Raw genomic sequence first — 20,358 nt, 5'->3', positions numbered from 1 at the left:
ACGCTCTTCGCGACGTCCCATGGGGTGCGCTTCCCGGTGCGGAGGTCGTAGATCGCCCGCTGGACCGTGACGACGAACCGCTTGGGGGCGGTCGCGAACGCGACCAGCTTGGCGGCGACGAGCGCCGCGAACGAGCGGATCGCGCTCATTGCTCACCCACCCCCTCGGCGAGGCCGCCGTAGCGCACGGCGACGAGCATGAACAGCCCGACGAACGCGATGGCGACGATGAGGATCGCCGCGGAGAGCCCGAACTCGTTGAAGCTGATCGCCTCGCGGTAGCCGTACACGATGATCAGCTCGTTCTGTCTGGCCGGGCCGCCCCGGTTGAACACCCACGGGATCAGGAACTGCTGGAACGACGTCGCCGCGGTGAGGATGGAGGCGAACAGCACCGGCCCCTTGATCGCGGGCAGCGTCACCGTCCGGAACCGCTGGAGCCACCCGGCGCCGTCGACCATCGCGGCCTCGTGGAGCGACTCGGGCACGTCCTGGAGCGCGCTCACGATGATGATCACCATGAACGGGTACGCCAGCCACACCTCGGTCGTGACGTACGCGAAGAACGCCTCCCAGCGGCCGCTGAGGAAGCCGATCGGCACGTCGAAAAGGAGGACCTGCGGCGCCGACAGCGCCGACATAAACTCGTTGTACCGGCCCAGAACCGTGTTGAACACGCCGAACCGGGCGTCGCTGAACATCCCGCGCCAGACGGTGATCGTGAAGATGCCGGGGAACCCCAGCGGGACGATCACCGCGGCGCGCATGTAGCGTTTCCCGACGACCCGCGCGTGGTTCAGAAGCAGCGCGATGCCGACGGCGACGAACACCTTGACCACGAGCGAGACGGCGACGAACAACCAGGTCGTCGACATCGACGACCAGAACTGCGGGTCCCGGAGCAGCTGCGCGTAGTTCGCCAGCCCGATCGGCTCGGCGCCGCCGCCGATCACCGAGCCGGCGAACGTCGCGTCGGTCAGCGAGATGTAGAACAGGTAGACGATCGGGTACAGCATGAAGCTGGAGAAGAGGATCACGCCGGGGATGACGAGCAGCAGTCCCCAGTCGCGGCCGGAGAACGGCAGCGCCGACCGGAGCCGCGAGAGCCCGCCGCCGCCGACGTCGAGTTGTGAGGAGGCCATGGTGGGTAGAGCGGGTGTCGCCTACTGGTTCTCCCGGATCTCCGAGGCCGCCTGGTCGAGGGCCGGGCCGCTCTCCTGGTTGCCGTTGAAGACGCGGGTCAGCGCCTCGGTCAGCGGCGTCCAGACGGCGTTCATGTTCGGGTGAGTCGGGATGGGGACGCCGTGGTCGACCTGCTGGGCGAACGCCCGGACGTCCTCGGAGAGGTCGCCCTCCTCGACGACCGAGGAGAGCACCGGGATGTACCCCTGCTCCTCGGCGTTGGTCTGGATGATCTCCTCGTTGGTGGTGTACCACTCTGCGAGCCCCGTCGCGGCGTCGACCGTCGACTGGTCGGCGTCCGACAGCATCGCGCTGAAGTAGAACGTCTGGATGCCCGAGTACGTCCGCGGGTTGTTGCCGTCGATGGTCGGGAGCGTGGTGACGCCGAGGTTCTCGATCTCCTCGCTCAGGTTCGCGATCTCCCACGGGCCGTTGATCGCGAACGGCGCGGCGCCGTCGGCGAACGCGACGATCTGCGACTCGTAGCCGGGGTCGGCCGGCACGTAGTCGGACACCCGTTCGAGCGCGTCCATGCCCCGCTTACACGCCTCGCTGTCGAGGTCGTTCTCGAGGCTCTCGGTGTCGAAGATGTCGCCGCCGTACGCCTGGATGAACCCGCTGACGAAGTACGGGTTCGTCACGGGGTACGAGAGGCCGTACTCCCCGTTCTCCGGATTGTGGAACTCGTCCATGGTCGAGATCATGTCGTCGAGCGTCTCCGGCGGCTCGTCGACCATGTCCTCGTTGTAGAACAGCGCGACCGTCTCCGACGCGAACGGGAGCCCGTGGAGCGCGCCGTCGAACTGGACCGCCTCCTGTGCGGTCTCGGTGAACACGTCGAGCGAGGCGTCGACGTCGTCGCTCGCGTCGTAGAGGAACGGCGGCTCCTCGCGGACCGCGAACCGACCGATCCAGTCGTGCGCCCAGATCCACGAGTCGGGGCCCTCGCCGGACGGGATGGCGGTCTCGAGCTGCTGGTCGAGCTCGCCGCCGGGCTCGTTCTTGTCGATCGTGTCCCCGCTCTCGGACTCGTACTCGTCGATGTACGCGGACATGGCCTCGTCCTCGCCGTCGGAGAGGTCGGTCCACAGCGTCGCGGTGCCCCCGGCGTCGCCGCCGTCGGAGCCGTCGGAACCGTCCCCGCCGGAGCCACCGGTGCTGATACAGCCCGCGAGCCCCGCGAGCGCAGTCGATCCCCCCATCGCCTTGAGCAGCGTTCTACGTTTCTCGTTCATGTGACTAGAACAAATGATGAATTATATTTTCATATATTTAGTGTTTGGGATACGTCCCGATCGATCCGGATTGATCCGGGTCGACCCGGATCAATCATCGATCCGAATTGATTCGACGGCGATCGCTCCGGCCGGCGAGCGGCCTCGCCAACGGTCCGATCGAGCGGCGACGACGCGCGTCGAATATTTGAGAAGAGATTATTCACCATATATCAGAAAAACAGCAAAGAACTCATATGCCGTCGGGCCGGTCTTCAGGAAAATGGCACGCGTCACGCTCGATACGCTCCGGAAGGAGTTCGACCGGGGAACCATCGTCGCGGTCGACGACCTCGACTTGGAGATCGACGACGGGGAGTTCGTGACGGTGGTCGGGCCCTCGGGCTGCGGGAAGACGACCACGCTCCGGATGGTCGCGGGTCTCGAGGAGCCCACGTCGGGCACCGTCAGCTTCGACGACGAGGACGTCACCGAGGTCCACGCGAAGGAGCGCCCGGTCGCGATGGTGTTCCAGAACTACGCGTTATACCCGCACAAGACGGTCCGGCAGAACATGGCGTTCGGGCTCAAGATGAGCACCGACATGACGACGGAGGAGCGCCACGAGCGCGTCCGCGAGATGGCGGAGATGATGGGTATCGAGGACCTCCTCGACGACAAGCCGGACGAGCTCTCCGGCGGGCAGAAGCAGCGCGTCGCGCTCGGCCGGGCCATCGCGCGCGAGCCCGAGGTGTTCCTCTTCGACGAGCCGCTCTCGAACCTCGACGCGAAGCTCCGCACCGAGATGCGCGCGGAGATCCAGAAGCTCCAGAAGGAGTTCGGCGTCACCGCGATGTACGTCACCCACGACCAGGAGGAGGCGATGACGATGGGCGACCGCCTCGCCATCCTCAACGACGGGGAGCTCCAGCAGGTCGGCGCGCCCACCGAGGTGTACCAGAACCCTGTGAACGAGTTCGTCGCCGGCTTCATCGGCTCGCCGTCGATGAACTTCCTCGACGTCGACGTGGAGACGGACGGGACGACGGCGACGATTCGGAACGAGGACGCCGGGTTCGAACTCAGCCTCTCGCCGGAGTACGTCCGGGGCAACGACCTCCGGAACGGCCGGTACACGCTGGGTATCCGGCCGGAGAACATCGTCCTCGACGAGTCGCCGAACGGCGAGGGGAACCTGCGCTCAACGGTGGAGGTCGTCGAACCGATCGGCTCCGACAACTACGTACACCTCACCGTCACCGAGGACTTCCTCGCGCGCTCGCCCGCGGACGTGAAGCCGGAAGCCGGCGACGAGGTCGGCGTCTCCTTCGCGGAGGAGGACATCCACCTGTTCGACGCCGAGACCGGCGAGGACGTGTTCCTCACCGACGAGGAGATCGCGGCCGCGATCGCTTAGATACGGTCGATTTTCGGATAGGGCGCCGGCGTGTGAACCGATCGTTCGTACTTTCTCCCCGTGCCGAGATCGAACGCTATCAGAACCCAGTATATCTGCTTGAAAACTGCTGACGCTGCGGTGGCCCCTTCCACTGCCCAAGCCGCTTGTTTATAAATGGTTGATACCGGATCGACGGCGAACACCTCCGAAACCCCTGTCGCTCGCTTATAAATAACTGACCGCTGAACGGCGGTGAACAACTCCAAAGCCCCAGCCGCGAGGACTCGCGCGGCTCGCTGCGCTCCTCGCTCAGTCGCTACCGCTCCTTCGCTGCGGTGCTTACGTCGCCGTGCTTCGTCCTCGCGGCCGCCCCTTTGAGTCCCGCCCCGCACAGCACGGCACCTCTCGCCTCCCCAGCCTCGTCGGGCGCGTCCGTCGGGCTCCCTCCGGTCGCCCTCGGCGCGCCCGACTCCCTCGCGCGGGCTGCTCGCGGCCTGTCGGCCGCTCGCAGGCACGCGCCACCGCATTTGTTTATAAAGGGCATGCTCGCCGGGCTTCAGTCCGTCTCGCGTCGCCGCGGGCGACAACGGCTTGAAGTGCGCGCTCGTCGGACGGACGGTAACATGGAGCCGCCAGACATCGAGCGGTTGGACGAGCGGACCGTCCAGCGGATCGCGGCCGGCGAGGTCGTCGAGCGGCCCGCGAGCGTCGTGAAGGAGCTGGTCGAGAACAGCCTCGACGCGGGCGCGAGCCGCGTGGCGGTGTCGGTCGAGTCGGGCGGCACCGAGGGGATCCGCGTCCGCGACGACGGCGTCGGCATCCCCGCGGACCAGCTGGAGGCGGCCGTCGCGGAACACGCCACCTCGAAGATCGGCGACATCGAAGACCTCGACCGCGGCGTCGCCACGCTCGGCTTCCGCGGCGAGGCGCTGTACACGGTCGGCGCGGTCTCGCGACTGACGGTGCGTTCGCGCCCCCCGGGCGCCGAGGCGGGCGCGGAGATCACCGTCGAGGGCGGTGAGGTGGGCGAGGTGCGCCCCGCCGGCTGTCCCGCGGGGACGACCGTGGAGGTCGACGACCTCTTTTTCAACACGCCCGCCCGCGAGAAGTTCCTCAAGCGGACCGCCACCGAGTTCGACCACGTGAACACGGTCGTGACCGGCTACGCGCTTGCGAACCCCGACGTCGCGGTCTCACTGGAACACGACGGCCGCGAGACGTTCGCGACCGAGGGGAACGGCGACCTCCGCTCGGCCGTCCTCGCCGTCTACGGCCGCGAGGTGGCCGAGTCGATGATCGACGTCGAGTGGACGCCCGACGGCGGGGACAACAGGGACGAGGACGGGACGGGAGACGACGCCCCGGTCCAGCGCGTGACGGGGCTCGTCTCACACCCGGAGACGGCTCGCTCGACCCGCGACTACCTCTCGACGTACGTCAACGGCCGGTACGTCACCGCGAGCGCGCTCCGCGAGGCGACCCTCGACGCCTACGGCGGCCAGTTGGCCCCCGACCGCTACCCGTTCGCCGTCCTCTTCGTCGAGGTCCCGTCAGGCGACGTCGACGTGAACGTCCACCCGCGCAAGCTGGAGGTGCGGTTCGACGAGGAGTCGGCGGTCCGGTCGGCGGTCGAGGCGGCCGTCGAGGAGGCCCTGCTCGACCACGGCCTGGTCCGGTCGACCGCGCCCCGCGGGCAGTCGGCGCCGGACGAGACCGCCGTCGATCCCGAGACGCCGGCCGACGAGGCGGTCGGGGGCGCGGACACCGACCACGAGCGCGCCGCGCGCGAGGGGCGCGGGTCTCCGCGGTCGACCGAATCCGCGCAGTCGACAGAGTCCGCGGGTCCCGGCTCGCGACCCGATTCGGGTGACGACGGCGATAGCCCCCGAAGCGAAGCCGACACCGACGCGTCCGAGTCCGACGCCGTCGACTCCGCGACGCCGACCGAGCTGGACCCCGACGACGACGCGGCGTGGGCGGTCGACGGGCTGGACGGGGGCGCGAGCGACGACGCGAGCGGCGACCGCCCCTCTCCGCGGAGTTGGCAGGAAGACGCGACGGAGCGCGACCCGGAGGGACCGACCGACATCGGCGCCCGGGGCGAGGCCGACGACGCCGAGGCCCTGAGCGACGCGGTCGACCGCGACGCCGACGCCTCGGGCGTCGAGGACTCGAACGGTTCCCCGTCGCTCGGTGACGGACCGGACGGCGACGGACCTGACCGCGACGGAATGGCGGGCGGCAGGGAAGTGTCGACCGGCGAGGACGCGCGGCGGTCGGATGCCCGACCCCGATCCGCCGCGCGACAGCGGACCCTCGACGGCGAGGCGACCGAGCGCGAGCGCGAGTTCGACTCGCTGCCCTCGCTGCGGGTGCTGGGACAGCTCCACGGGACGTACGTCGTCGCCGAGGCGCCCGACGGACTCGTGCTGATCGACCAGCACGCGGCCGACGAGCGGGTGAACTACGAGCGGCTGACGGCGACCTTCGCGGACGGCGCGGACGCGCAGGCGCTCGCGGAGCCGGTCCGCATCGAGCTGACCGCGCGCGAGGCGGCGCTGTTCGAGGAGTTCGTCGACGACCTCGCCGCGATCGGGTTCCGGGCCGAACGCGCGGGCGAGCGCGAGGTCGCGGTGACGGCGGTCCCCGCCGTCTTCGACGCCGCGCTCGACCCCGACCTCCTGCGCGACGTCCTCTCCGCGCTGGTCGACGACGCCGCCGCGGGCGACGAGCCGGTCGCGGACGTCGTCGACGAACTGCTCGCCGACCTCGCGTGTTACCCCTCCGTCACCGGGAACACCTCGCTGACCGAGGGGCGGGTCGTCGACCTGCTCGACCGGCTCGACGACTGCGAGAACCCCTACGCCTGCCCGCACGGGCGGCCGGTGGTGATCCGGCTCGACCGCGACGAGATCGGGTCGCGGTTCGAGCGCGACTACCCGGGCCACGGCGGGCGACGCGCGGAGTAGCGAGACGATCGGGGCTTCGGCGGAAAGTGCCCAGAATTTGGGACCGGCGACGCGCCTGAATATCACGATTGATATGGAGAGGCGTCGGTTTAACACGTTGGTTTCCCTGATCGGTCACATGCCGATCGCAGCGGTGAAAGACAGCTACGGGGCGAAACTGGGCGTCGGGTACGTCGCGACGGGGGCGTTCATCGTCGCCGTCGGGGTGGTCACCGACGACGCGAACGCGACGGTCGTCGCGGCCGTCGCCGGACTGCTGACGTTGGGGTCGATCAACGCGGCCGAGACGATCGCCAGCGTCACGGAGATCGGCGCGCAGACGCGGCGCGTCGCCGACGGCGACATCGACCGCGAGGTCCGGTCCACCCGGACCGACGAGTTCGGTGAGCTGGCCGGGTCGATCGAGGAGATGCGGGTCTCGCTGAAGGACCGACTGGCGGAGATGGAACGGACGCAAGGCGAGCTGGAGGACGCGCGGGCCGAAGCGACGGAGATGGCGGACCAGTACCGGCGGACCGCGGAGCGGTACGCCGAGGTGATGGAGGAGGCCGCGACCGGCGACCTCACGCGCCGCGTCGACGTCGACGAGAGCGACGAGAGCCTCGCGACCGTCGGGGAGTCGTTCAACCGGATGATGGACGACCTCCAGGGGACGGTCGAGACGGTGCGGGAGATGGCCGACCGGATCGAGGCGGACGCGGGCGAGATGGCGGAGATGAGCGGCGAGGTCGAGCGGCGCGTCGCGGACGCAACGGAGAGCGCCACGACGATTCGCGGGCAGGCGAGCGACCAGCGCGCGGAGCTGGAGTCGATCGCCGCCGACGTCGAGAACATCAGCGCGTCCGCCGAGGAGATCGCGGCGACCGTCGACGACCTCTCGGACCGGAGCGAGGCGGTGGCGGCGACCAGCGACGACGCCCGCAGCTCCTCGCAGAGCGCCCTAGACGAGATGGCCGAGGTCGAGTCGGAGGCTGAGCGCGCCGTCGACCGCGTCGAGCAGCTCCAAGACGGAATGGAAGAGATCACCGAGATCGTCGACATCATCGGCGAGATCGCGGAACAGACCAACATGCTCGCGCTGAACGCCTCGATCGAGGCGGCCCGGGCGGACGGCTCCGGCGACGGGTTCAGCGTGGTCGCAGAGGAGGTGAAGGGGCTCGCCGAGGAGACGCAGTCCCGCGCGAACGAGATCGACCAGATGATAGACGACATCGCGGACCAGACCGAGGAGGTGACGGTGTCGATCCGCTCGACGCAGGAGCGCGTCCAGACCGGGACCGACACCGTGGAGTCGACGCTCTCCGACATCGAGTCGATCGCCGACTCCGTCGACGAGATCAGCGGGTCGCTCACCGAGATCCGCCGGACGACCGCGGACCAGGCGGACACGGTACAGGACACCGCCGACTCCGTCGACGATATCACGGATATCAGCACGGAGACCGCGGAGACGGCGGAACAGGCCGCGACGGAGATCCAGGAGGGACAGTCGGTCGTCGAGGACGTGTCCGACTCGCTGCGGGCGTTCCAGACCGACGCCGTGACGACGCTTCAAGACCGGGTCGCCGCGTTCACCGTCGAGGAGGGCGAGGCCGCCTCAGGCGGCCCGGCCGCCGAGTCCGGGACGGCGCACTCGCGGGCGACGACCGACGGGGGTGCGCGATGACCGGTGCCGTCACCAGTGCGTACTGGCTGGCGGCGGTCGCCTTCCTCATCGGAGTCGGGATCACCGCGGCGCTGTACGCGAAGCTGGAGGGGTCGAGGGCGCGCACGCGGCTGGCCGCGCTGGCCGTTATCCCCGGGTTCGCCGGACTCAGTTACGTCGGGATGGCGCTCGGGATCGGGACGGTCACGGTCAACGGGGCCGAACTCGTCGGCCTTCGCTACGTCGACTGGGTCGTCACCACGCCGCTCCTGGTCGGATTCATCGGGTACACCGCCGGCGCGTCGCGTCGCGCCATCGCCGGCGTGATGATCGCGGACGCGCTGATGATCGTGTTCGGTGCCGCCGCGGTCGTGAGCGGCGGGACGCTCAAGTGGGCGTTGTTCGGCGTCTCCGCGCTGTTCCACGTCTCGCTGTTCGCGTACCTGTACGTGATCTTCCCGGGAGGTATCCCCGACGACCCGATGCAACGGGGGCTGTTCAGCCTACTGAAGAACCACGTCGGGCTGCTGTGGCTCGCCTACCCGTTCGTCTGGCTGATGGGCCCGGCGGGTATCGGGTTCACCGGGGCGGTGGGCGCCGCGCTGACGTACGCCTTCCTCGACGTGTTGGCGAAGGTGCCGTACGTCTACTTCTTCTACGCCCGGCGGCAGGCGTTCATGGACGTGACGGACTCGCGGGCGGCGGCCAAAGGCGACGGTCCCGCAGTGGGCGGCGAGGCTCCCGTCGCGACCGGCGACGACGCCCCGACCGCGGCCGACTGAACCGGGACGAGGGGCCGTCCCGGCCGACCGCGGAGAGGTACGTTTTAGGCGACCGCGGTCGACCCGGGCGTATGGAACGCGTAGCGATCGTCGGCGCGTCGATGACCCGGTTCGGGCAGCGCGACGCCTGGGTGCGCGAGCTGCTGGCGGAGGCGGGCGCGGCCGCGCTCGACGACGCCGGCGTCGACGGCGACGACCTCGAGCACCTGTACGTCTCGAACATGGCCAGCGGCGAGTTCGAGGGCCAGACCGGCGTCCCGAACGCCCTCGCCCACGACCTGGCGGCCCAGCCGGCCTACACCGCGCGGATCGACCAGACCTCCTCGTCCGGGGGCGCGGGCGTGTACGCCGCGTGGCAGTCGGTCGCCTCGGGCGCGAGCGACCTCACCATGCTCGTCGGCGGCGAGAAGATGACCCACCGGACGACGTCGGAGGCGACCGACGTGATCGCGTCGCTCACGCACCCGGCCGAGTACAAACACGGCGTCACGCTCCCCTCGTTCGCGGGGCTCACCGCGCGGCTGTACCTCGACGAGTACGACGCGCCCCGCGAGAGCCTCGGGAAGGTCGCGGTGAAGAACCACCGGAACGGCGTGGACAACCCCCACGCGCAGTTTCAGAAAGAGGTGGACCTCGACACGGTCCTCGACTCGCCGGTCGTCGCGGACCCCCTCCGGCTGTACGACTTCTGCCCGATCACGGACGGCTCCGCGGCGCTCGTGTTCTGCCCAGAGTCCGTTGCCGAGGAGTACGCCCCCGGCGGCAACTACGCCGTAATCAGCGGGATCGGCGGCGCGACTGACACGCACGTCGTCCACGAACGCGCCGATCCGACGACGATGGGCGGCGTCGTCGACTCCTCGGAGATCGCCTACGAGACGGCCGGGATCTCCCCGGACGACGTCGACGTGGCCGAGCTCCACGACATGTTCACCATCCTCGAGTTCCTCCAGAGCGAGGACCTCGGCTTCTTCGAGAAGGGCGAGGGGTGGAAGGCGGTCGAGGAGGGCGTCACCGACCGCGACGGCGAGCTCCCGATCAACACCTCGGGCGGGCTCAAGTCGAAGGGCCACCCGCTCGGGGCCAGCGGCGTCGCACAGGTGTACGAGATTTACCAGCAGGTCACCGGGAACGCCGGCCCGCGACAGGTGGAGGCCGACACGGGGCTCGCCTGTAACGTCGGCGGGTTCGGGAACTGCGTGACCACCACCGTCTTGGAGGGCAGCCAATGAGCGACAACGACGCGGCCGAAAGCGACGGCGAGGAGTCCGGCGGCGACGAACCGACGTTCGAGGCGGCGGAGTACGCGGACGGGACGGTCACCTACCCGCCTCACACCGTGAGCCCGAACGGCGCCGAGCGCGTCGGGACCGTCGACCTCCGCGAGTACGAGGGGCGCGTCGTCACGTGGACGACCTCGACCGCGACGCCGCCGGGCGTCCGCGAGCCGAACACCCTCGCCATCGTCGAGTTCGAGATGGGTGACGAGTACGACGGCCCGCCGGTCCGCGCGCTCGGGCAGATCGCCGAGCGCGGCGAGGCAGGTCGTGGAAGCGACGGAGACGAGGGCGACGGCGGCGAGCAGTTCGACGTCGAGATCGGCGACCGCATCGAGCCCGTCTACGCCGACGAACTGCGCGAACCGGGCGCCGGCATCCGCGAGCCGGAGAGCCAGGCGTGGGACGGCTTCCGGTTCCGCCCGGTCGAGTAGTCCGACCGCTCCCTGCGGCTCGGGATTCAGGCCCGGAACCGCGCCGCGCCGGAGTCGGCGAGCGGACCGAGCCGCTCCTCGTGGACCCCGTCGAGCGTGTACACGTCGGGTCGGTACCGGATCTCCTCGGTCGCCCCGTGAACCTCTCCGAGTCGGCGTCGCACCCGGTCGACGTCCGCCCGGTCGAAGTAGTTCGGCGTGAACACCAGCACGGCGTGGGCCGTCTCGCCGAACGCCTCGCGGCCGGCGCGGGTCGTGACCTTCGCGTCCCAGAACCGCCCGGCTTCGACGTCGTCGACGACCGCTTCCCAGAGCCCGTCGACCGTTTCGGCGGGGCGCTCGACGAGCCACTTCCCGCTCAGGTACGTCGTCTCCAGCGCGAGCCGGTCGACGTCGCGGACGGTCTCGGGGTCGGCCGGGAGCGATCCCTCTCGCTCTCGGTCGACCTCCGGCAGATTCGCCTCGGTCGTCGCCGCCGGCCGCGTCACGCCGTGTTTCGGGAAGTAGCCGTCGCGGGCCTGTCGCGGGAATCCGGTGACGTGTTTGACGCGGAGCCAGTGCCATCCCGGCTCGTCGATCTCGCTCGGGGAGCGGTCGGTGACCATGGAAACGGATCGCGCGTCGCGAGGCAAAACGCTCCCGCTCGCGTGGAAAACGGCCCTCGCCCGCGACGGCGCGCCGAGGGGGCCGGCCCGCGGCGCTCAGACCCGTCGGTAGTCGCCGAGTCGGGTCCCGTCAAGCAGGTACGCGTCCGCGGTCGGCAGCGCCGCCGGGAGGTACGGCGCGAGGAACGACTGCCCCTCGACGTTCACCCACGTCCCGCCCGATCGCTCGTTGAACGCGGGGAAGACGACGAGCTCGGGCGGAGCGGCGTCGCGGGCGTCCTCGCCGGGGTCGGCCCCCTCGCCCGCCTCGGTGAACGCCGCGGGGTCGAGTTCCCCGCGGAGCCACGCGCGCTCGACGCGCGAGCCGCCGACCGCGTCCTCCAGCCGGACCTGGGGGTGCTCGTGGCCGGTACAGACCACGTCGGCGTCGAGGAGCGCGGGATCGGGCCAGGTGTGGCCGTGACAGACGGCGACGTCGGACATCGGGCCTCCGGCCTCGCCGAGCATTCCCCCCTCGGGACCGATGGCGTCGAGGTCGTCCGCGAACGCCGCCGCGACCCCCGCGTCGTGGTTCCCCTCGACGAGCGTCATCGGGACGCGGTCGGTAACGGCGGATATCAGCGTTGCCAGCTCCTGGCGCTCGTCGCCGTCGGGCGCCCCGATCCGGTGCGCGAGGTCGCCGAGGACGACGAGCCGGTCGGCGTCGGTCTCGACGATCAGGTCGACGAGGCGCTCGCGCCGCTCGTCGGCGCGGGAGTCCAGTTCGACGCCGCGCTCGTAGCGCAGGCCGACCTCGATGCCGGCGTGGACGTCGGCGACGAGCAGCGCGCGCTCCGCGCCGAGGTCGGCCAGGGCCGCCGGCTCGCCGACGACCGGCTCGACCGCTGGCGCGTCGCCCATCAGATCGGCTTGAGCAGCCCGTCGCCCGGCTCGTAACACTGGCCGCTCATCAGCGCGTCCTGGACGGCGTCCTCGACCGCGCCGGGCTCGACGCCGTACTCGTCGGCGACGCGCTCGACGACCGCCTCACGGGGCGCACCGTCGCCGTCGTCGAGGTCGTCCATCGCCGCGACCGCCGCGGCCTCGAGGTCCACGTCGTCGGCGTCGCCGGCCTCGTCCGCGTCCCCGCCGGCGCCCGGCTCCGCGTCGTCGGTCGCGGGTTCCTCGGCTGCGGCGGCTTCGTCGCTCTCGGATCCGACCGGCTCGTCCGCGGCCGCGGCGGAGTCCTCGGCCCCCTCGGCGAGCCCCTCTGGGTCGGGCACGTCGATATCGGCCTCGCCCGGCTCGTCGACCTCGGTCCCGGTCGCGAAGTCGGTGCCGAACTCGGACTCGATCTCCTCGCGCTCCTCGTCGTCGAGCTGGTACATGTCGTCGGCGTCCGCGTCCGGATCGAGGTCCGCGTCCGGATCGAGGTCCGCGTCCGAGTCCCCGCCGGCGTCGAACGCCGCCTCCGAGTCGCCGCCAGCGTCGAAGTCGCCGAGCCCGCCGTCGTCGCTCGCCGCGTCGGCGGCGCCGTCGGCGGTCGCGCCGTCGGCGGTCGCGCCGGAGTCGGTCGCTTCACCGGCCGTTGTCTCGTCGAGCGCGTCGGCCGGCTCGGCGGATGTATCGGTGTCGGCCGGCTCGGCGGTGGCGTCGGCGTCGCCGAGCGATTCGGACTCGGCGGCCGAGGCCGACGCCGGCTCGGACGCTTCGGCCGTCGAGGTCTCGTCGGGGTCGTCGGACGCCGATTCGCCGATCGACTGGGAATCGGCAGCCTCGGCGTCGCCCTCGCCGGCGGGCGGGGTCGACTCGGCGGTCGGTTCCCCGTCGTCGGCGGCGTCGCCCGCGGCCGTCGCCGCCGACGCGTCGACCGTCACGTCGGTCTCCGGGAGCGGGCCGATCGTCGTCGGCTCTCCCTCGTCGGGCGCGAGTTCGAGGGGCCGGACCTCGTCGCGGTCGCCCGCGATCATCTCCAGCGCGTCGACCGCCAGCCGGCGGACCGCCTCGGCGTAGGCCGCGGTGGTGCCGTAGTGGTCGAGCGCCTTCGGGATCCCGGCGGCCAGCGGGGCGGGGGCGCCGCCCGCCTCCAGCGCCGCGCGGAGGTCGTCGCCGCGCAGGTCGGAGTCGAACGCCGTCGCGAACACCGCGAGGCGGTCGAGCGTGGCCTCGGCCGCGGAGACCACCCAGCGGTCCCGGGTGTCGGCGTCGACCTCGTTGAGGCTCTCCGGGCGGACTGAGGTGAACACGCGGTCGGAGTCCTCGGGCTCGAAGGTGCGGGCCTTGCCCGTGAGCGCGACGAACGCCGGCGGCTCGGCGCGCTCCAGGAAGGTCTGCGCCTCCGGCTGGTACTGGCCCGCGTAGGTGACGAACGCGCCGGAGGGGTCGACGACGCGGCCGCGGCGCGTCTCGTCGTTCACGCGCTCGACCTCCGTGAGCACGCCCGCGGTGAACAGGCGGTTCACCCGCGCGCCGGTCGGGGTGACGACGTAGTTCGGCGCGCGCTCCTCGTCGCTCTCCGAGTACGACAGCGAGGCGTCGTCGAACTCGGCGGCGAACACCCGATAGGCGACCTCGCGGGCGCCCGGCCCGTCGTCGCTCATTCGCCCACCTCCGCCAGCGCGGCGCGGGCGTGTGCGGCCGGGTCGTCGTCCGCGAGCTCGAACTCGGCCGCGTCGAGGGTGGCGCCGTAGTCGTCGACCGAGAGGTTCCCGCGGACGCGGTAGGCGCGGCCCACGAGCGAGTCGGCGATGTCGTCGGCCACGACCGCCTTGTCCATCGCGTCCTTCGCGGCGTCGAGGGCGTCGTCGAGGCCGCCGCCGTACACCTCGGCGGTGAGCTCGTCGTCGAGGACGACCGTGACCGTGTCCGTGCCGTCGTCGAGGATGGCCTTCACGCGCAGGTCGTCCTCGCCGTCCACGTCCCCGTGGCTCCGGCACTGGCCGTTCTGGACGACGCGACCGCACTCGGGACAGCGCTCGATCAGCCCGGAGCCGTCCCGGACCTCCAAGACGTTACCGACGACCTCGACGTCGAACATCCCGCCGGAGCCGACCGCGTCGGCGACCGAGAGGCGCGGGGCGTCCTCCGCGACCTCTACGGGGTCGGGCAGCGGCGTCACGGTCGAAAACTCGGTGAGGTTGATCGAGGGGACGCCGCGGAACTCCCGGACGTACACGTCCTCGATCCGGAGGTCGGCGCCGGCCTCGATCTCGGAGCGGGGCTGCCAGTCGGTGAAGGGGAGCTTCGCGGTCTCGTCGCCGACGACGCCCTCTAAGATGTCCGTCTCGCCGTCGCGCCCGGAGATGGTCTTCTCGTCGACCTCCAGCACCCGGACCTCCACGTTTCGCCCGCGGTCGCCGGCCGCGACGTCGACGAGGCTGCGGTCGCCGCCGACCTCGTGATCCACCTCGACTTCCTCGTCCGCGATGGCGACGGTGGTCGAGTCGTTGAGGTTGAGCTCCGGCTCGCCCTCCCACTCGCGGACGCCGGCGTTGCCGATCGTGAGCGAGTCGCCCGGCTCGAAGCCGAAGTCCTGCCACGCGGTGTAGGAGATGACGCCGGTCCCGTCCGCGACCTCGCCCTCGCGGATCGTGAGGTCGTCGCCCTGATACCGGATCGTGCGCGTCCCCTGCGTGAGCACGCGGACCGTCACCGTCACGCCGTCGTTGTCGGTCGTGATCTCGCCGACGTCGACGGCGTCGGGCGCTGGCGACGACCCGCCGCCACCGCCGCCGTGTTTCCGGCGGACGCTCTGTTTCGCCTCGTCGATGGGAACGCTGTACTCCAGTAGGTTCTGTAGGTCGGCTTTGACCTCCTCTTTGTCGACGCCGAGGTCGGAGGCGAGCTCCTCGGCATGGCTGTTGACGTCCATCGAAGCGAGGTTCGGCGCGGCCGCACAAAAGGATTCACCACGGGGGTGAGGCCGGAACCCGAACGACGCCGGTACTGCTAAGCCACTCCCGTCCGCAGCGTGCGGCATGGACGAGATCGACATCGACGCGCGCGTCACGGGGGAGCGAACCGTCATCGACGTGACCGGGACCCGCGACGTCGCCGTCGTCGTCCGGTCCGAGAGCGGCGAGCGGATCTACCTCCCGCCGGAGAGCTTCGACGAGCCCGTGTCGGGGTCGCCGTACACCTCGCCGTACCAGGGCGGGAGCGGGATCGACGGCGAGGAGAGCCCGTACGGCGGCGGCGCCGGAAGCACCCGCGGCGTGGTCGAGACGGCCGACGGGTTCCGGATCAGCCACCCCGAGACGGCGACCGAGTTCGACGTGTACCGCAGCGACGAAGCGTAACCCGGTTCCGGGGTTCGACCCGGGCGTCGCGGCCTACGCGACTTCTTCGTACACCGCGAGCGTGTCCCCGGCGACGTCGGACCACTCGCGGCGCTCGTACTGCGGCGGCTCCTCGCGGTCGAGCGCCTCGATGAGCCCGTCGACGATAGACTCCGAGTCCGTCTCGACCTCGACGAGGCAGCCGTCGGGGAGCACCTCGGCGACGCCGGAGGGGGTCGCGACGACCTGCGTCCCCGCCTCCAGCGCCTCCGTGATCGTGATCCCGAACGGCTCGGCGTACGAGGGCGAGACGAAGGCGTCCGAGGCGGCGTAGTAGTCGCCCAGCTCCGCCTCCGGGACGTAGCCGACGAACTCGACGCGGTCGTCGATGCCGAGCAGCTCGGCGAACCGCTTCAGCTGCTCGGTCTGGTGACCCGACCCGCCGACGACGAGGGTCACGTCGCGGCCGCGGAGCTTCTTGGTCGCGTACAGGAGATGCGAGATCCCCTTCTGGTCGGTGTGACGGCCGACGAAGAACAGCATCTCGCCGTCGATACCGAGGTCCGCGCGCACGTCTTTCCCGGAGAACTTCGGCGTGGAGAAGCCGTTGTACACGACCCGCGAGTCAGCGTCGTACAGCTCCTTGATGTCCTCGCGGACGATCTCGCTGACCGCGATGTTCGTGTCGGCGGCGTTCGCGAGCCGACGCTCGGTCTCGACCTCGCGGCTCGGCGGGTCGATGTTGCGGTCGCTCGCCAGCGAGTGGAACGACGAGATCCAAGTCGCGTCGGACTCGCGGGCGGCGGCGCGACCGGGTCCGTACCCGAACCAGTCGTGGGTGTGGATCAGGTCGTGGTCGGGCGCGAGCTCGGCGAACCGATCGGAGAGTTCTCCCACGCGGGCCGCGACGTCGCCCTCGCCGGTCTCGACGGGTTCGAGCCCCGGCTCGTCGTCGGGCGCGAACTCCGCCGGCAACACCAGCGTGACGTCGACGTCGAGGTCGTCGCGCAGCCCGGTGAACAGTTCCCCTACGTGGACGTCGAGCCCGCCGGTGATGTTCGGCGGGAACCCCCACCCCAGCATGAGTACGCTCGGCGGCATACCCCTCCGTTTCGGGAGTCGGTACTTAGGTATGCCCCTCGTGAGTCGGGTCGCGAAAGGAGGAGCCTCGGATCGGCGTCAGGCCGCGTGGACCGCGTCGCGCAGCGCGTCCGTGCGTTCGGTGATCGAGTCGGCGGCGTCCGCGAGCACGTCGAGGGGGTCGCCCTCCTCGGCTTTGACGGTGAGAACGGGCTCGGTCTGGCCGCCGGACTGCTCGGGGTTCACGTCGTAGGTCGCGGCCGCGACGTCGTCCGACTCCAACAGGGCGCCCTTCAGCACGTTCATGAACGTGTGGTCCTCGCCCGCGATCTCGATGTTGAGCTCCGTGTCCGTCTTCTCGATGACCCGCAGTTCCATGTCCGTGAGGTCGGGCGAGCGGCGTTTCAAGCTTTCGTCTCCCGGATATCGAAGGATGCGGACGGCTCGCACGCGACCCGAAAGCGTATGCCGACCGCTCCGGTGGCCGCCGTATGGAGATTCGACGACTGCCCCCCACGGCGGCGGCTGCGGAGCGCTACGCGAGGGAGCTGTGGCTCCCCTACCACCGCGACCTCGCCGCGGCCGCGTCGGACCACGCGCTCGCCGATCGCCCCGACGACGAGCTGATCGCCGCGGAGACCGAGTTCCGCCTCGATCTGTGCCGCGAGAACGACGACCACCGGACGTGGGTGGTCGGGGTCGACCCGGAAGCCGAGGCGGGCGACGTCGATTCCGAGGTTCTCGACCCCGAGAGCCCCGCGCCCGTCGGGGTTCCCGGCCCGGACCGCGACCTCGTCGCGTTCGTCTCGACGAGCGTCGACGCGTGTCCCGAGGTGTTCGACCGCCCCGACCGGCTCGTGGTCGGCGACGTTTACGTGAACGAGTCGTATCGAGGGACCGGATTGGCCGACTTGTTAATGGAACGGGCGGTCGCCGACGCGCGCGACCACGGCTGCGGCGAACTCCGGCTCGACGTCGACGTCGACAACGAGCGCGCGACGTCGTTCTACGAGCGGTGGGGGTTCGAACCGTACCGCCGCCAACTGACGGTCCCCGTCTCGGAGGTGTGACCGTGGAGATCCGGCGGCTCCGCGAGGCGGACGTGCGACCGCTGGTCGAGGAACTGTGGCTGCCGTTCGCCCGGGAGATGGAACCGGTCGCCGAGCGGAACCGCCTCGCCGACGACCTCGACCTCGTCGCCGCGGGCGTCGAACGCCGAGCGGACCGCCTCGACGACGACGAGGCGATGACGTGGGTCGCCGTCGACGGCGGCGACCTCGTCGGCTACGCCGCCGCGAGCGTCGAGTCGTCCGCGCCCGTGTTCGCCGCGGGCGACCGGCTCCACGTCGGCGAACTGTACGTCCGCGAGCCGTACCGCGGCGAGGGCGTCGCCGGCGATCTGCTCGACCGGGTCGACGTGACCGCCGCGGCCCGCGGCTGCGAGCGCGTGACGCTCGACGTGGCCGTCGGCAACGAGCGCGCCAGGGCGTTCTACGAGAAACGGGGGTTCGCGGTCGCGCGGCACCGCATGGTCGCTCGCGTCGACGAGGGGTGAGCCCCCGGCGCCGCCGCTCCGCGGTCGATAAACGCAAAACGGGTCGCGTCGGTCCGCGCGGCGAGGCGTTACTCGTCGGCGTCGACGGCCACTTCGTCGGCGTCGACGTCCACGGACGCCTCCTCCTCGGCGGCGACCTCTCGCGGGCGCGCTTCGAGGGTCAGCTTCTGGACCTCGACGCGACGCAGCGGGTAGATCTCCTTGGCGTCGCCGTAGATGGCCGACGAGAGGTTCCCGTCGACGATCGCGTCGACGAACGCCTCGAAGGTGCGCTCCTCGGCGGCGGCGTGGACCTTGTCGATCATCACGCGGCGGATCGCCTTCTCCTGCGAGCGGTCCGCCTTCTTCGTCGTCAGGGCGACGGGCTGGACGCGGACGCGGTAGTCGTCCGTCGTCAGCACCGTGATCGACGCCTCGACCTTCGAGGCGCCGCGGCGGACGAGCGAGCGCAGGTAGTCGCGCGTCAGCTCGTACTTGATGAACTCGGTGTACGCCGTGTCGCTGCCGACGTCGGTGATCTTGAAGGTTAACTTCGTGTTGTTCGCGTTGGAGTCGCCCGTCAGCTGGTCGAGCGTCGTCGTGATCGTGCGCCCGACGACCTGCTGGGGCTCCTCGGCGAGCGTCTCGCCGAGCTCCTGTCGGTCGAACTGTTCGGGCGCCAGCACGGAGTACCAGCGCTTCTGTTCTCTGCTCTTGGATACGGATCGTTCGCTCATGTGTCGGTGTGTGTGTCGGTATCGGTCGTCTGCGGTTCGTCCGTGGCGTCGGAGTGCGGTTCGTTCGCGGCGTCGGTCCGCGGCGCGTCGGGGGCGACGTGCGCCCGTCCGCGCCGGATGACGCGGTCGGCGACGCGCAGATTCACGAGGTGGTCGTCCACCGTCGACTGGAGCCCGCCGGTGGTCGGTCGCGAAACGGTGCAGGCGACGGTGTCGCCGTCGACCCGGGTGCGCATCGAGTCGGTCTCGTCCGGTCCGAGCGCGGCCGCGACCGTCGCGGCGTCGGCGTGTTCGGTCCGGACCGTGGCGGTTCGGTCGGCGTCGACGACCGGCGAGTCGTCAGCGGCCGGCAAGTCGTCAGCGGCCGGCGAGTCGTCGTCGACCATCTCAGATCGCCTCCCGGAGCGCGGCCAGCGCCGCCGTGATATCGCCGTCGTCGACCGCGATCCCCCCGCGTACGGGGGTCCCCCAGCCGTCGCCGCCGGCCTCGCCGGCGGCGGTCCGGCAGGCGTCGCCGAGGCCGATCCGGTCGACGGCCGCGTCGCCCGCTGCGCTGCCGCCACCGGTCGCGGCGACCGCGAGTCGGCCCGCGGTCTCGTCGAGCGCGACCGCGACGGGCTCCGGCGACCGGAAGTCCCGGACGAGCCGGGCGACCGTCGGCAGGACCGCCGGAGACGCGTCAACGCGGGCGACGACGCAGCCGTCGTACCGGCCGACCGCCGCGTCGTCGAGCGCGCGGTGAGCCGCCAGACCGTGGCGGAGCCACGCGTCGAGCGCGGCCGTCCGAAGCGACGCGTCCGGGTCGCTCGCGAGCGCGAGCGCGATTCCCGTCCCGGGCGCCTCCCGGGCGAGCGCGTCGAGCACGTCGGCGTAGCCCCCGACCGTCTCGAAGGGCCCGTCCGTGACGTACGGGCGGAGCGCGCGCTCGACCGCCGAGGCCGCGCGGGCGCTCGCGTCGTCGCCGTCGACCGCGTCGACCGCGACCAGCGACGCGAAGCGCCGGCGGTCGTCCGAGTCGAGGTCGGCCGGCAGTCCGAGCGGGGCGAGCGCGTCGCGCGCCGCCGCCGGGTCGCCGGAGTACCGGGTCCGCGCGAGCGTCGAGGCCGCGAGGGCCTCGGCGCGAGAGGGGACGGGGTCCGCCTCGTCGGCGGCGGGTTCCCCCGCGGTCGCGTCCGCGTTTCCGCCCGAGACCGGGAGCGCGACGCCGGGCCGCCGCTCGACGCGGCCGGCCCGCTCCGCGGTCGA

General features: G+C 71.0%; 21 protein-coding genes. 9 read left to right on the top strand and 12 right to left on the bottom strand.

What is annotated here, in order from left to right:
• Positions 1 to 145: 145 nt before the first annotated feature.
• The gene (locus EXE42_RS14450; protein WP_137706785.1) at positions 146 to 1,141 is read right to left on the bottom strand and encodes a carbohydrate ABC transporter permease; all 996 of its coding nucleotides are present in this window, start codon (positions 1,139 to 1,141) and stop codon (positions 146 to 148) included.
• A 21-nt stretch (positions 1,142 to 1,162) separates the two neighbouring features.
• The gene (locus EXE42_RS14445; RefSeq protein ID WP_199240757.1) at positions 1,163 to 2,416 is read right to left on the bottom strand and encodes an extracellular solute-binding protein; all 1,254 of its coding nucleotides are present in this window, start codon (positions 2,414 to 2,416) and stop codon (positions 1,163 to 1,165) included.
• Between the two features lie 262 nt (positions 2,417 to 2,678).
• Between EXE42_RS14445 and EXE42_RS14440 the strand changes: the two genes are divergently transcribed.
• Positions 2,679 to 3,812 (top strand): ABC transporter ATP-binding protein, encoded by a 1,134-nt coding sequence (locus EXE42_RS14440; RefSeq protein WP_137706784.1) that lies wholly within the window; start codon positions 2,679 to 2,681, stop codon positions 3,810 to 3,812.
• Here EXE42_RS14440 and EXE42_RS14435 read toward each other — a convergent pair.
• A complete protein-coding gene (locus EXE42_RS14435) occupies positions 3,809 to 3,997 on the bottom strand; it encodes a hypothetical protein (RefSeq protein ID WP_137718030.1) in 189 nt (62 codons plus the stop codon). The genes EXE42_RS14440 and EXE42_RS14435 overlap by 4 nt on opposite strands.
• A 420-nt stretch (positions 3,998 to 4,417) precedes the next feature.
• On the opposite strand from EXE42_RS14435, the gene mutL reads away from it, so the two are divergent.
• The 5 genes from mutL (at position 4,418) to EXE42_RS14410 (ending at position 10,901) form a co-directional block, all read left to right on the top strand.
• Positions 4,418 to 6,763 (top strand): DNA mismatch repair endonuclease MutL, encoded by a 2,346-nt coding sequence (mutL, locus tag EXE42_RS14430; protein ID WP_137706782.1) that lies wholly within the window; start codon positions 4,418 to 4,420, stop codon positions 6,761 to 6,763.
• Positions 6,764 to 6,881: 118 nt separating this feature from the next.
• Complete coding sequence (locus EXE42_RS14425) at positions 6,882 to 8,429, top strand: methyl-accepting chemotaxis protein (RefSeq protein WP_241988389.1); 1,548 nt, start codon at positions 6,882 to 6,884, stop codon at positions 8,427 to 8,429.
• Positions 8,426 to 9,190 carry a bacteriorhodopsin gene (locus EXE42_RS14420; protein ID WP_137694064.1) on the top strand — a complete coding sequence of 255 codons (765 nt, stop codon included), beginning with the start codon at positions 8,426 to 8,428 and terminating at the stop codon, positions 9,188 to 9,190. Before EXE42_RS14425 ends, EXE42_RS14420 begins: the two co-directional genes overlap by 4 nt.
• Before the next feature lie 71 nt (positions 9,191 to 9,261).
• On the top strand, positions 9,262 to 10,422 hold the full coding sequence (locus EXE42_RS14415; RefSeq protein ID WP_092921095.1) for a 3-ketoacyl-CoA thiolase: 1,161 nt from the start codon (positions 9,262 to 9,264) through the stop codon (positions 10,420 to 10,422).
• A complete protein-coding gene (locus EXE42_RS14410; RefSeq protein ID WP_137706781.1) occupies positions 10,419 to 10,901 on the top strand; it encodes a hypothetical protein in 483 nt (160 codons plus the stop codon). Before EXE42_RS14415 ends, EXE42_RS14410 begins: the two co-directional genes overlap by 4 nt.
• Positions 10,902 to 10,927: 26 nt before the next feature.
• Here EXE42_RS14410 and EXE42_RS14405 read toward each other — a convergent pair whose 3' ends face one another.
• The 4 genes from EXE42_RS14405 to EXE42_RS14390 form a co-directional block, all read right to left on the bottom strand.
• Positions 10,928 to 11,506 (bottom strand): putative phosphothreonine lyase domain-containg protein, encoded by a 579-nt coding sequence (locus EXE42_RS14405; RefSeq protein ID WP_137706780.1) that lies wholly within the window; start codon positions 11,504 to 11,506, stop codon positions 10,928 to 10,930.
• Between the two features lie 96 nt (positions 11,507 to 11,602).
• Positions 11,603 to 12,406, bottom strand: a complete 804-nt coding sequence (locus EXE42_RS14400) for a metallophosphoesterase (RefSeq protein WP_137706779.1) — start codon at positions 12,404 to 12,406, stop codon at positions 11,603 to 11,605.
• On the bottom strand, positions 12,406 to 14,085 hold the full coding sequence (locus tag EXE42_RS14395) for a hypothetical protein (RefSeq protein WP_137706778.1): 1,680 nt from the start codon (positions 14,083 to 14,085) through the stop codon (positions 12,406 to 12,408). Before EXE42_RS14395 ends, EXE42_RS14400 begins: the two co-directional genes overlap by 1 nt.
• Positions 14,082 to 15,356: a Single-stranded DNA binding protein gene (locus EXE42_RS14390; protein WP_137706777.1), complete on the bottom strand. Its 1,275-nt coding sequence runs from the start codon at positions 15,354 to 15,356 to the stop codon at positions 14,082 to 14,084. Before EXE42_RS14390 ends, EXE42_RS14395 begins: the two co-directional genes overlap by 4 nt.
• 106 nt (positions 15,357 to 15,462) lie before the next feature.
• On the opposite strand from EXE42_RS14390, the gene EXE42_RS14385 reads away from it, so the two are divergent.
• Entirely contained in the window at positions 15,463 to 15,783 is a 321-nt protein-coding gene (locus EXE42_RS14385) for a hypothetical protein (protein WP_092921089.1), read from the top strand.
• A 33-nt stretch (positions 15,784 to 15,816) separates the two neighbouring features.
• Here EXE42_RS14385 and EXE42_RS14380 read toward each other — a convergent pair whose 3' ends face one another.
• Complete coding sequence (locus EXE42_RS14380) at positions 15,817 to 16,845, bottom strand: glycosyltransferase family 4 protein (RefSeq protein ID WP_137706786.1); 1,029 nt, start codon at positions 16,843 to 16,845, stop codon at positions 15,817 to 15,819.
• A 96-nt stretch (positions 16,846 to 16,941) separates the two neighbouring features.
• The gene (locus EXE42_RS14375) at positions 16,942 to 17,220 is read right to left on the bottom strand and encodes a DNA-directed RNA polymerase subunit L (protein ID WP_092921088.1); all 279 of its coding nucleotides are present in this window, start codon (positions 17,218 to 17,220) and stop codon (positions 16,942 to 16,944) included.
• A 113-nt stretch (positions 17,221 to 17,333) separates the two neighbouring features.
• On the opposite strand from EXE42_RS14375, the gene EXE42_RS14370 reads away from it, so the two are divergent.
• On the top strand, positions 17,334 to 17,912 hold the full coding sequence (locus tag EXE42_RS14370) for an N-acetyltransferase (protein WP_092921087.1): 579 nt from the start codon (positions 17,334 to 17,336) through the stop codon (positions 17,910 to 17,912).
• Positions 17,909 to 18,397 carry a GNAT family N-acetyltransferase gene (locus EXE42_RS14365; RefSeq protein ID WP_241988388.1) on the top strand — a complete coding sequence of 163 codons (489 nt, stop codon included), beginning with the start codon at positions 17,909 to 17,911 and terminating at the stop codon, positions 18,395 to 18,397. Before EXE42_RS14370 ends, EXE42_RS14365 begins: the two co-directional genes overlap by 4 nt.
• Before the next feature lie 68 nt (positions 18,398 to 18,465).
• Here the strand turns inward: EXE42_RS14365 and EXE42_RS14360 are convergent, their stop codons facing one another.
• The 3 genes from EXE42_RS14360 to EXE42_RS14350 form a co-directional block, all read right to left on the bottom strand.
• Positions 18,466 to 19,113: a 30S ribosomal protein S3ae gene (locus EXE42_RS14360; protein WP_092921086.1), complete on the bottom strand. Its 648-nt coding sequence runs from the start codon at positions 19,111 to 19,113 to the stop codon at positions 18,466 to 18,468.
• Entirely contained in the window at positions 19,110 to 19,499 is a 390-nt protein-coding gene (locus EXE42_RS14355; RefSeq protein WP_241988387.1) for a KEOPS complex subunit Pcc1, read from the bottom strand. Before EXE42_RS14355 ends, EXE42_RS14360 begins: the two co-directional genes overlap by 4 nt.
• Position 19,500: 1 nt before the next feature.
• Positions 19,501 to 20,358, bottom strand: an 858-nt coding sequence (locus EXE42_RS14350; protein WP_137706776.1) for an exonuclease RecJ, incomplete at its 5' end; no start/stop codon positions are given.

This window comes from Halorubrum sp. SP3 (assembly GCF_005435195.1).
GTDB lineage: Archaea > Halobacteriota > Halobacteria > Halobacteriales > Haloferacaceae > Halorubrum > Halorubrum sodomense.
This window is presented reverse-complemented; position numbering and strand designations above follow the sequence as displayed.

What these genes read in the sequence shown, in the direction of transcription:
- EXE42_RS14385 (WP_092921089.1), top strand. Translation starts at nt 15,463, where the DNA reads ATGGACGAGATCGACATCGACGCGCGCGTCACGGGGGAGCGAACCGTC.
- EXE42_RS14410 (WP_137706781.1), top strand. Translation starts at nt 10,419, where the DNA reads ATGAGCGACAACGACGCGGCCGAAAGCGACGGCGAGGAGTCCGGCGGC.
- EXE42_RS14450 (WP_137706785.1), bottom strand. Translation starts at nt 1,141, where the DNA reads ATGGCCTCCTCACAACTCGACGTCGGCGGCGGCGGGCTCTCGCGGCTC.
- EXE42_RS14425 (WP_241988389.1), top strand. Translation starts at nt 6,882, where the DNA reads ATGCCGATCGCAGCGGTGAAAGACAGCTACGGGGCGAAACTGGGCGTC.
- EXE42_RS14440 (WP_137706784.1), top strand. Translation starts at nt 2,679, where the DNA reads ATGGCACGCGTCACGCTCGATACGCTCCGGAAGGAGTTCGACCGGGGA.
- EXE42_RS14375 (WP_092921088.1), bottom strand. Translation starts at nt 17,220, where the DNA reads ATGGAACTGCGGGTCATCGAGAAGACGGACACGGAGCTCAACATCGAG.
- EXE42_RS14395 (WP_137706778.1), bottom strand. Translation starts at nt 14,085, where the DNA reads ATGAGCGACGACGGGCCGGGCGCCCGCGAGGTCGCCTATCGGGTGTTC.
- mutL (WP_137706782.1), top strand. Translation starts at nt 4,418, where the DNA reads ATGGAGCCGCCAGACATCGAGCGGTTGGACGAGCGGACCGTCCAGCGG.
- EXE42_RS14380 (WP_137706786.1), bottom strand. Translation starts at nt 16,845, where the DNA reads ATGCTGGGGTGGGGGTTCCCGCCGAACATCACCGGCGGGCTCGACGTC.
- EXE42_RS14400 (WP_137706779.1), bottom strand. Translation starts at nt 12,406, where the DNA reads ATGGGCGACGCGCCAGCGGTCGAGCCGGTCGTCGGCGAGCCGGCGGCC.
- EXE42_RS14390 (WP_137706777.1), bottom strand. Translation starts at nt 15,356, where the DNA reads ATGGACGTCAACAGCCATGCCGAGGAGCTCGCCTCCGACCTCGGCGTC.
- EXE42_RS14370 (WP_092921087.1), top strand. Translation starts at nt 17,334, where the DNA reads ATGGAGATTCGACGACTGCCCCCCACGGCGGCGGCTGCGGAGCGCTAC.
- EXE42_RS14420 (WP_137694064.1), top strand. Translation starts at nt 8,426, where the DNA reads ATGACCGGTGCCGTCACCAGTGCGTACTGGCTGGCGGCGGTCGCCTTC.
- EXE42_RS14355 (WP_241988387.1), bottom strand. Translation starts at nt 19,499, where the DNA reads ATGGTCGACGACGACTCGCCGGCCGCTGACGACTTGCCGGCCGCTGAC.
- EXE42_RS14405 (WP_137706780.1), bottom strand. Translation starts at nt 11,506, where the DNA reads ATGGTCACCGACCGCTCCCCGAGCGAGATCGACGAGCCGGGATGGCAC.
- EXE42_RS14445 (WP_199240757.1), bottom strand. Translation starts at nt 2,416, where the DNA reads ATGAACGAGAAACGTAGAACGCTGCTCAAGGCGATGGGGGGATCGACT.
- EXE42_RS14415 (WP_092921095.1), top strand. Translation starts at nt 9,262, where the DNA reads ATGGAACGCGTAGCGATCGTCGGCGCGTCGATGACCCGGTTCGGGCAG.
- EXE42_RS14360 (WP_092921086.1), bottom strand. Translation starts at nt 19,113, where the DNA reads ATGAGCGAACGATCCGTATCCAAGAGCAGAGAACAGAAGCGCTGGTAC.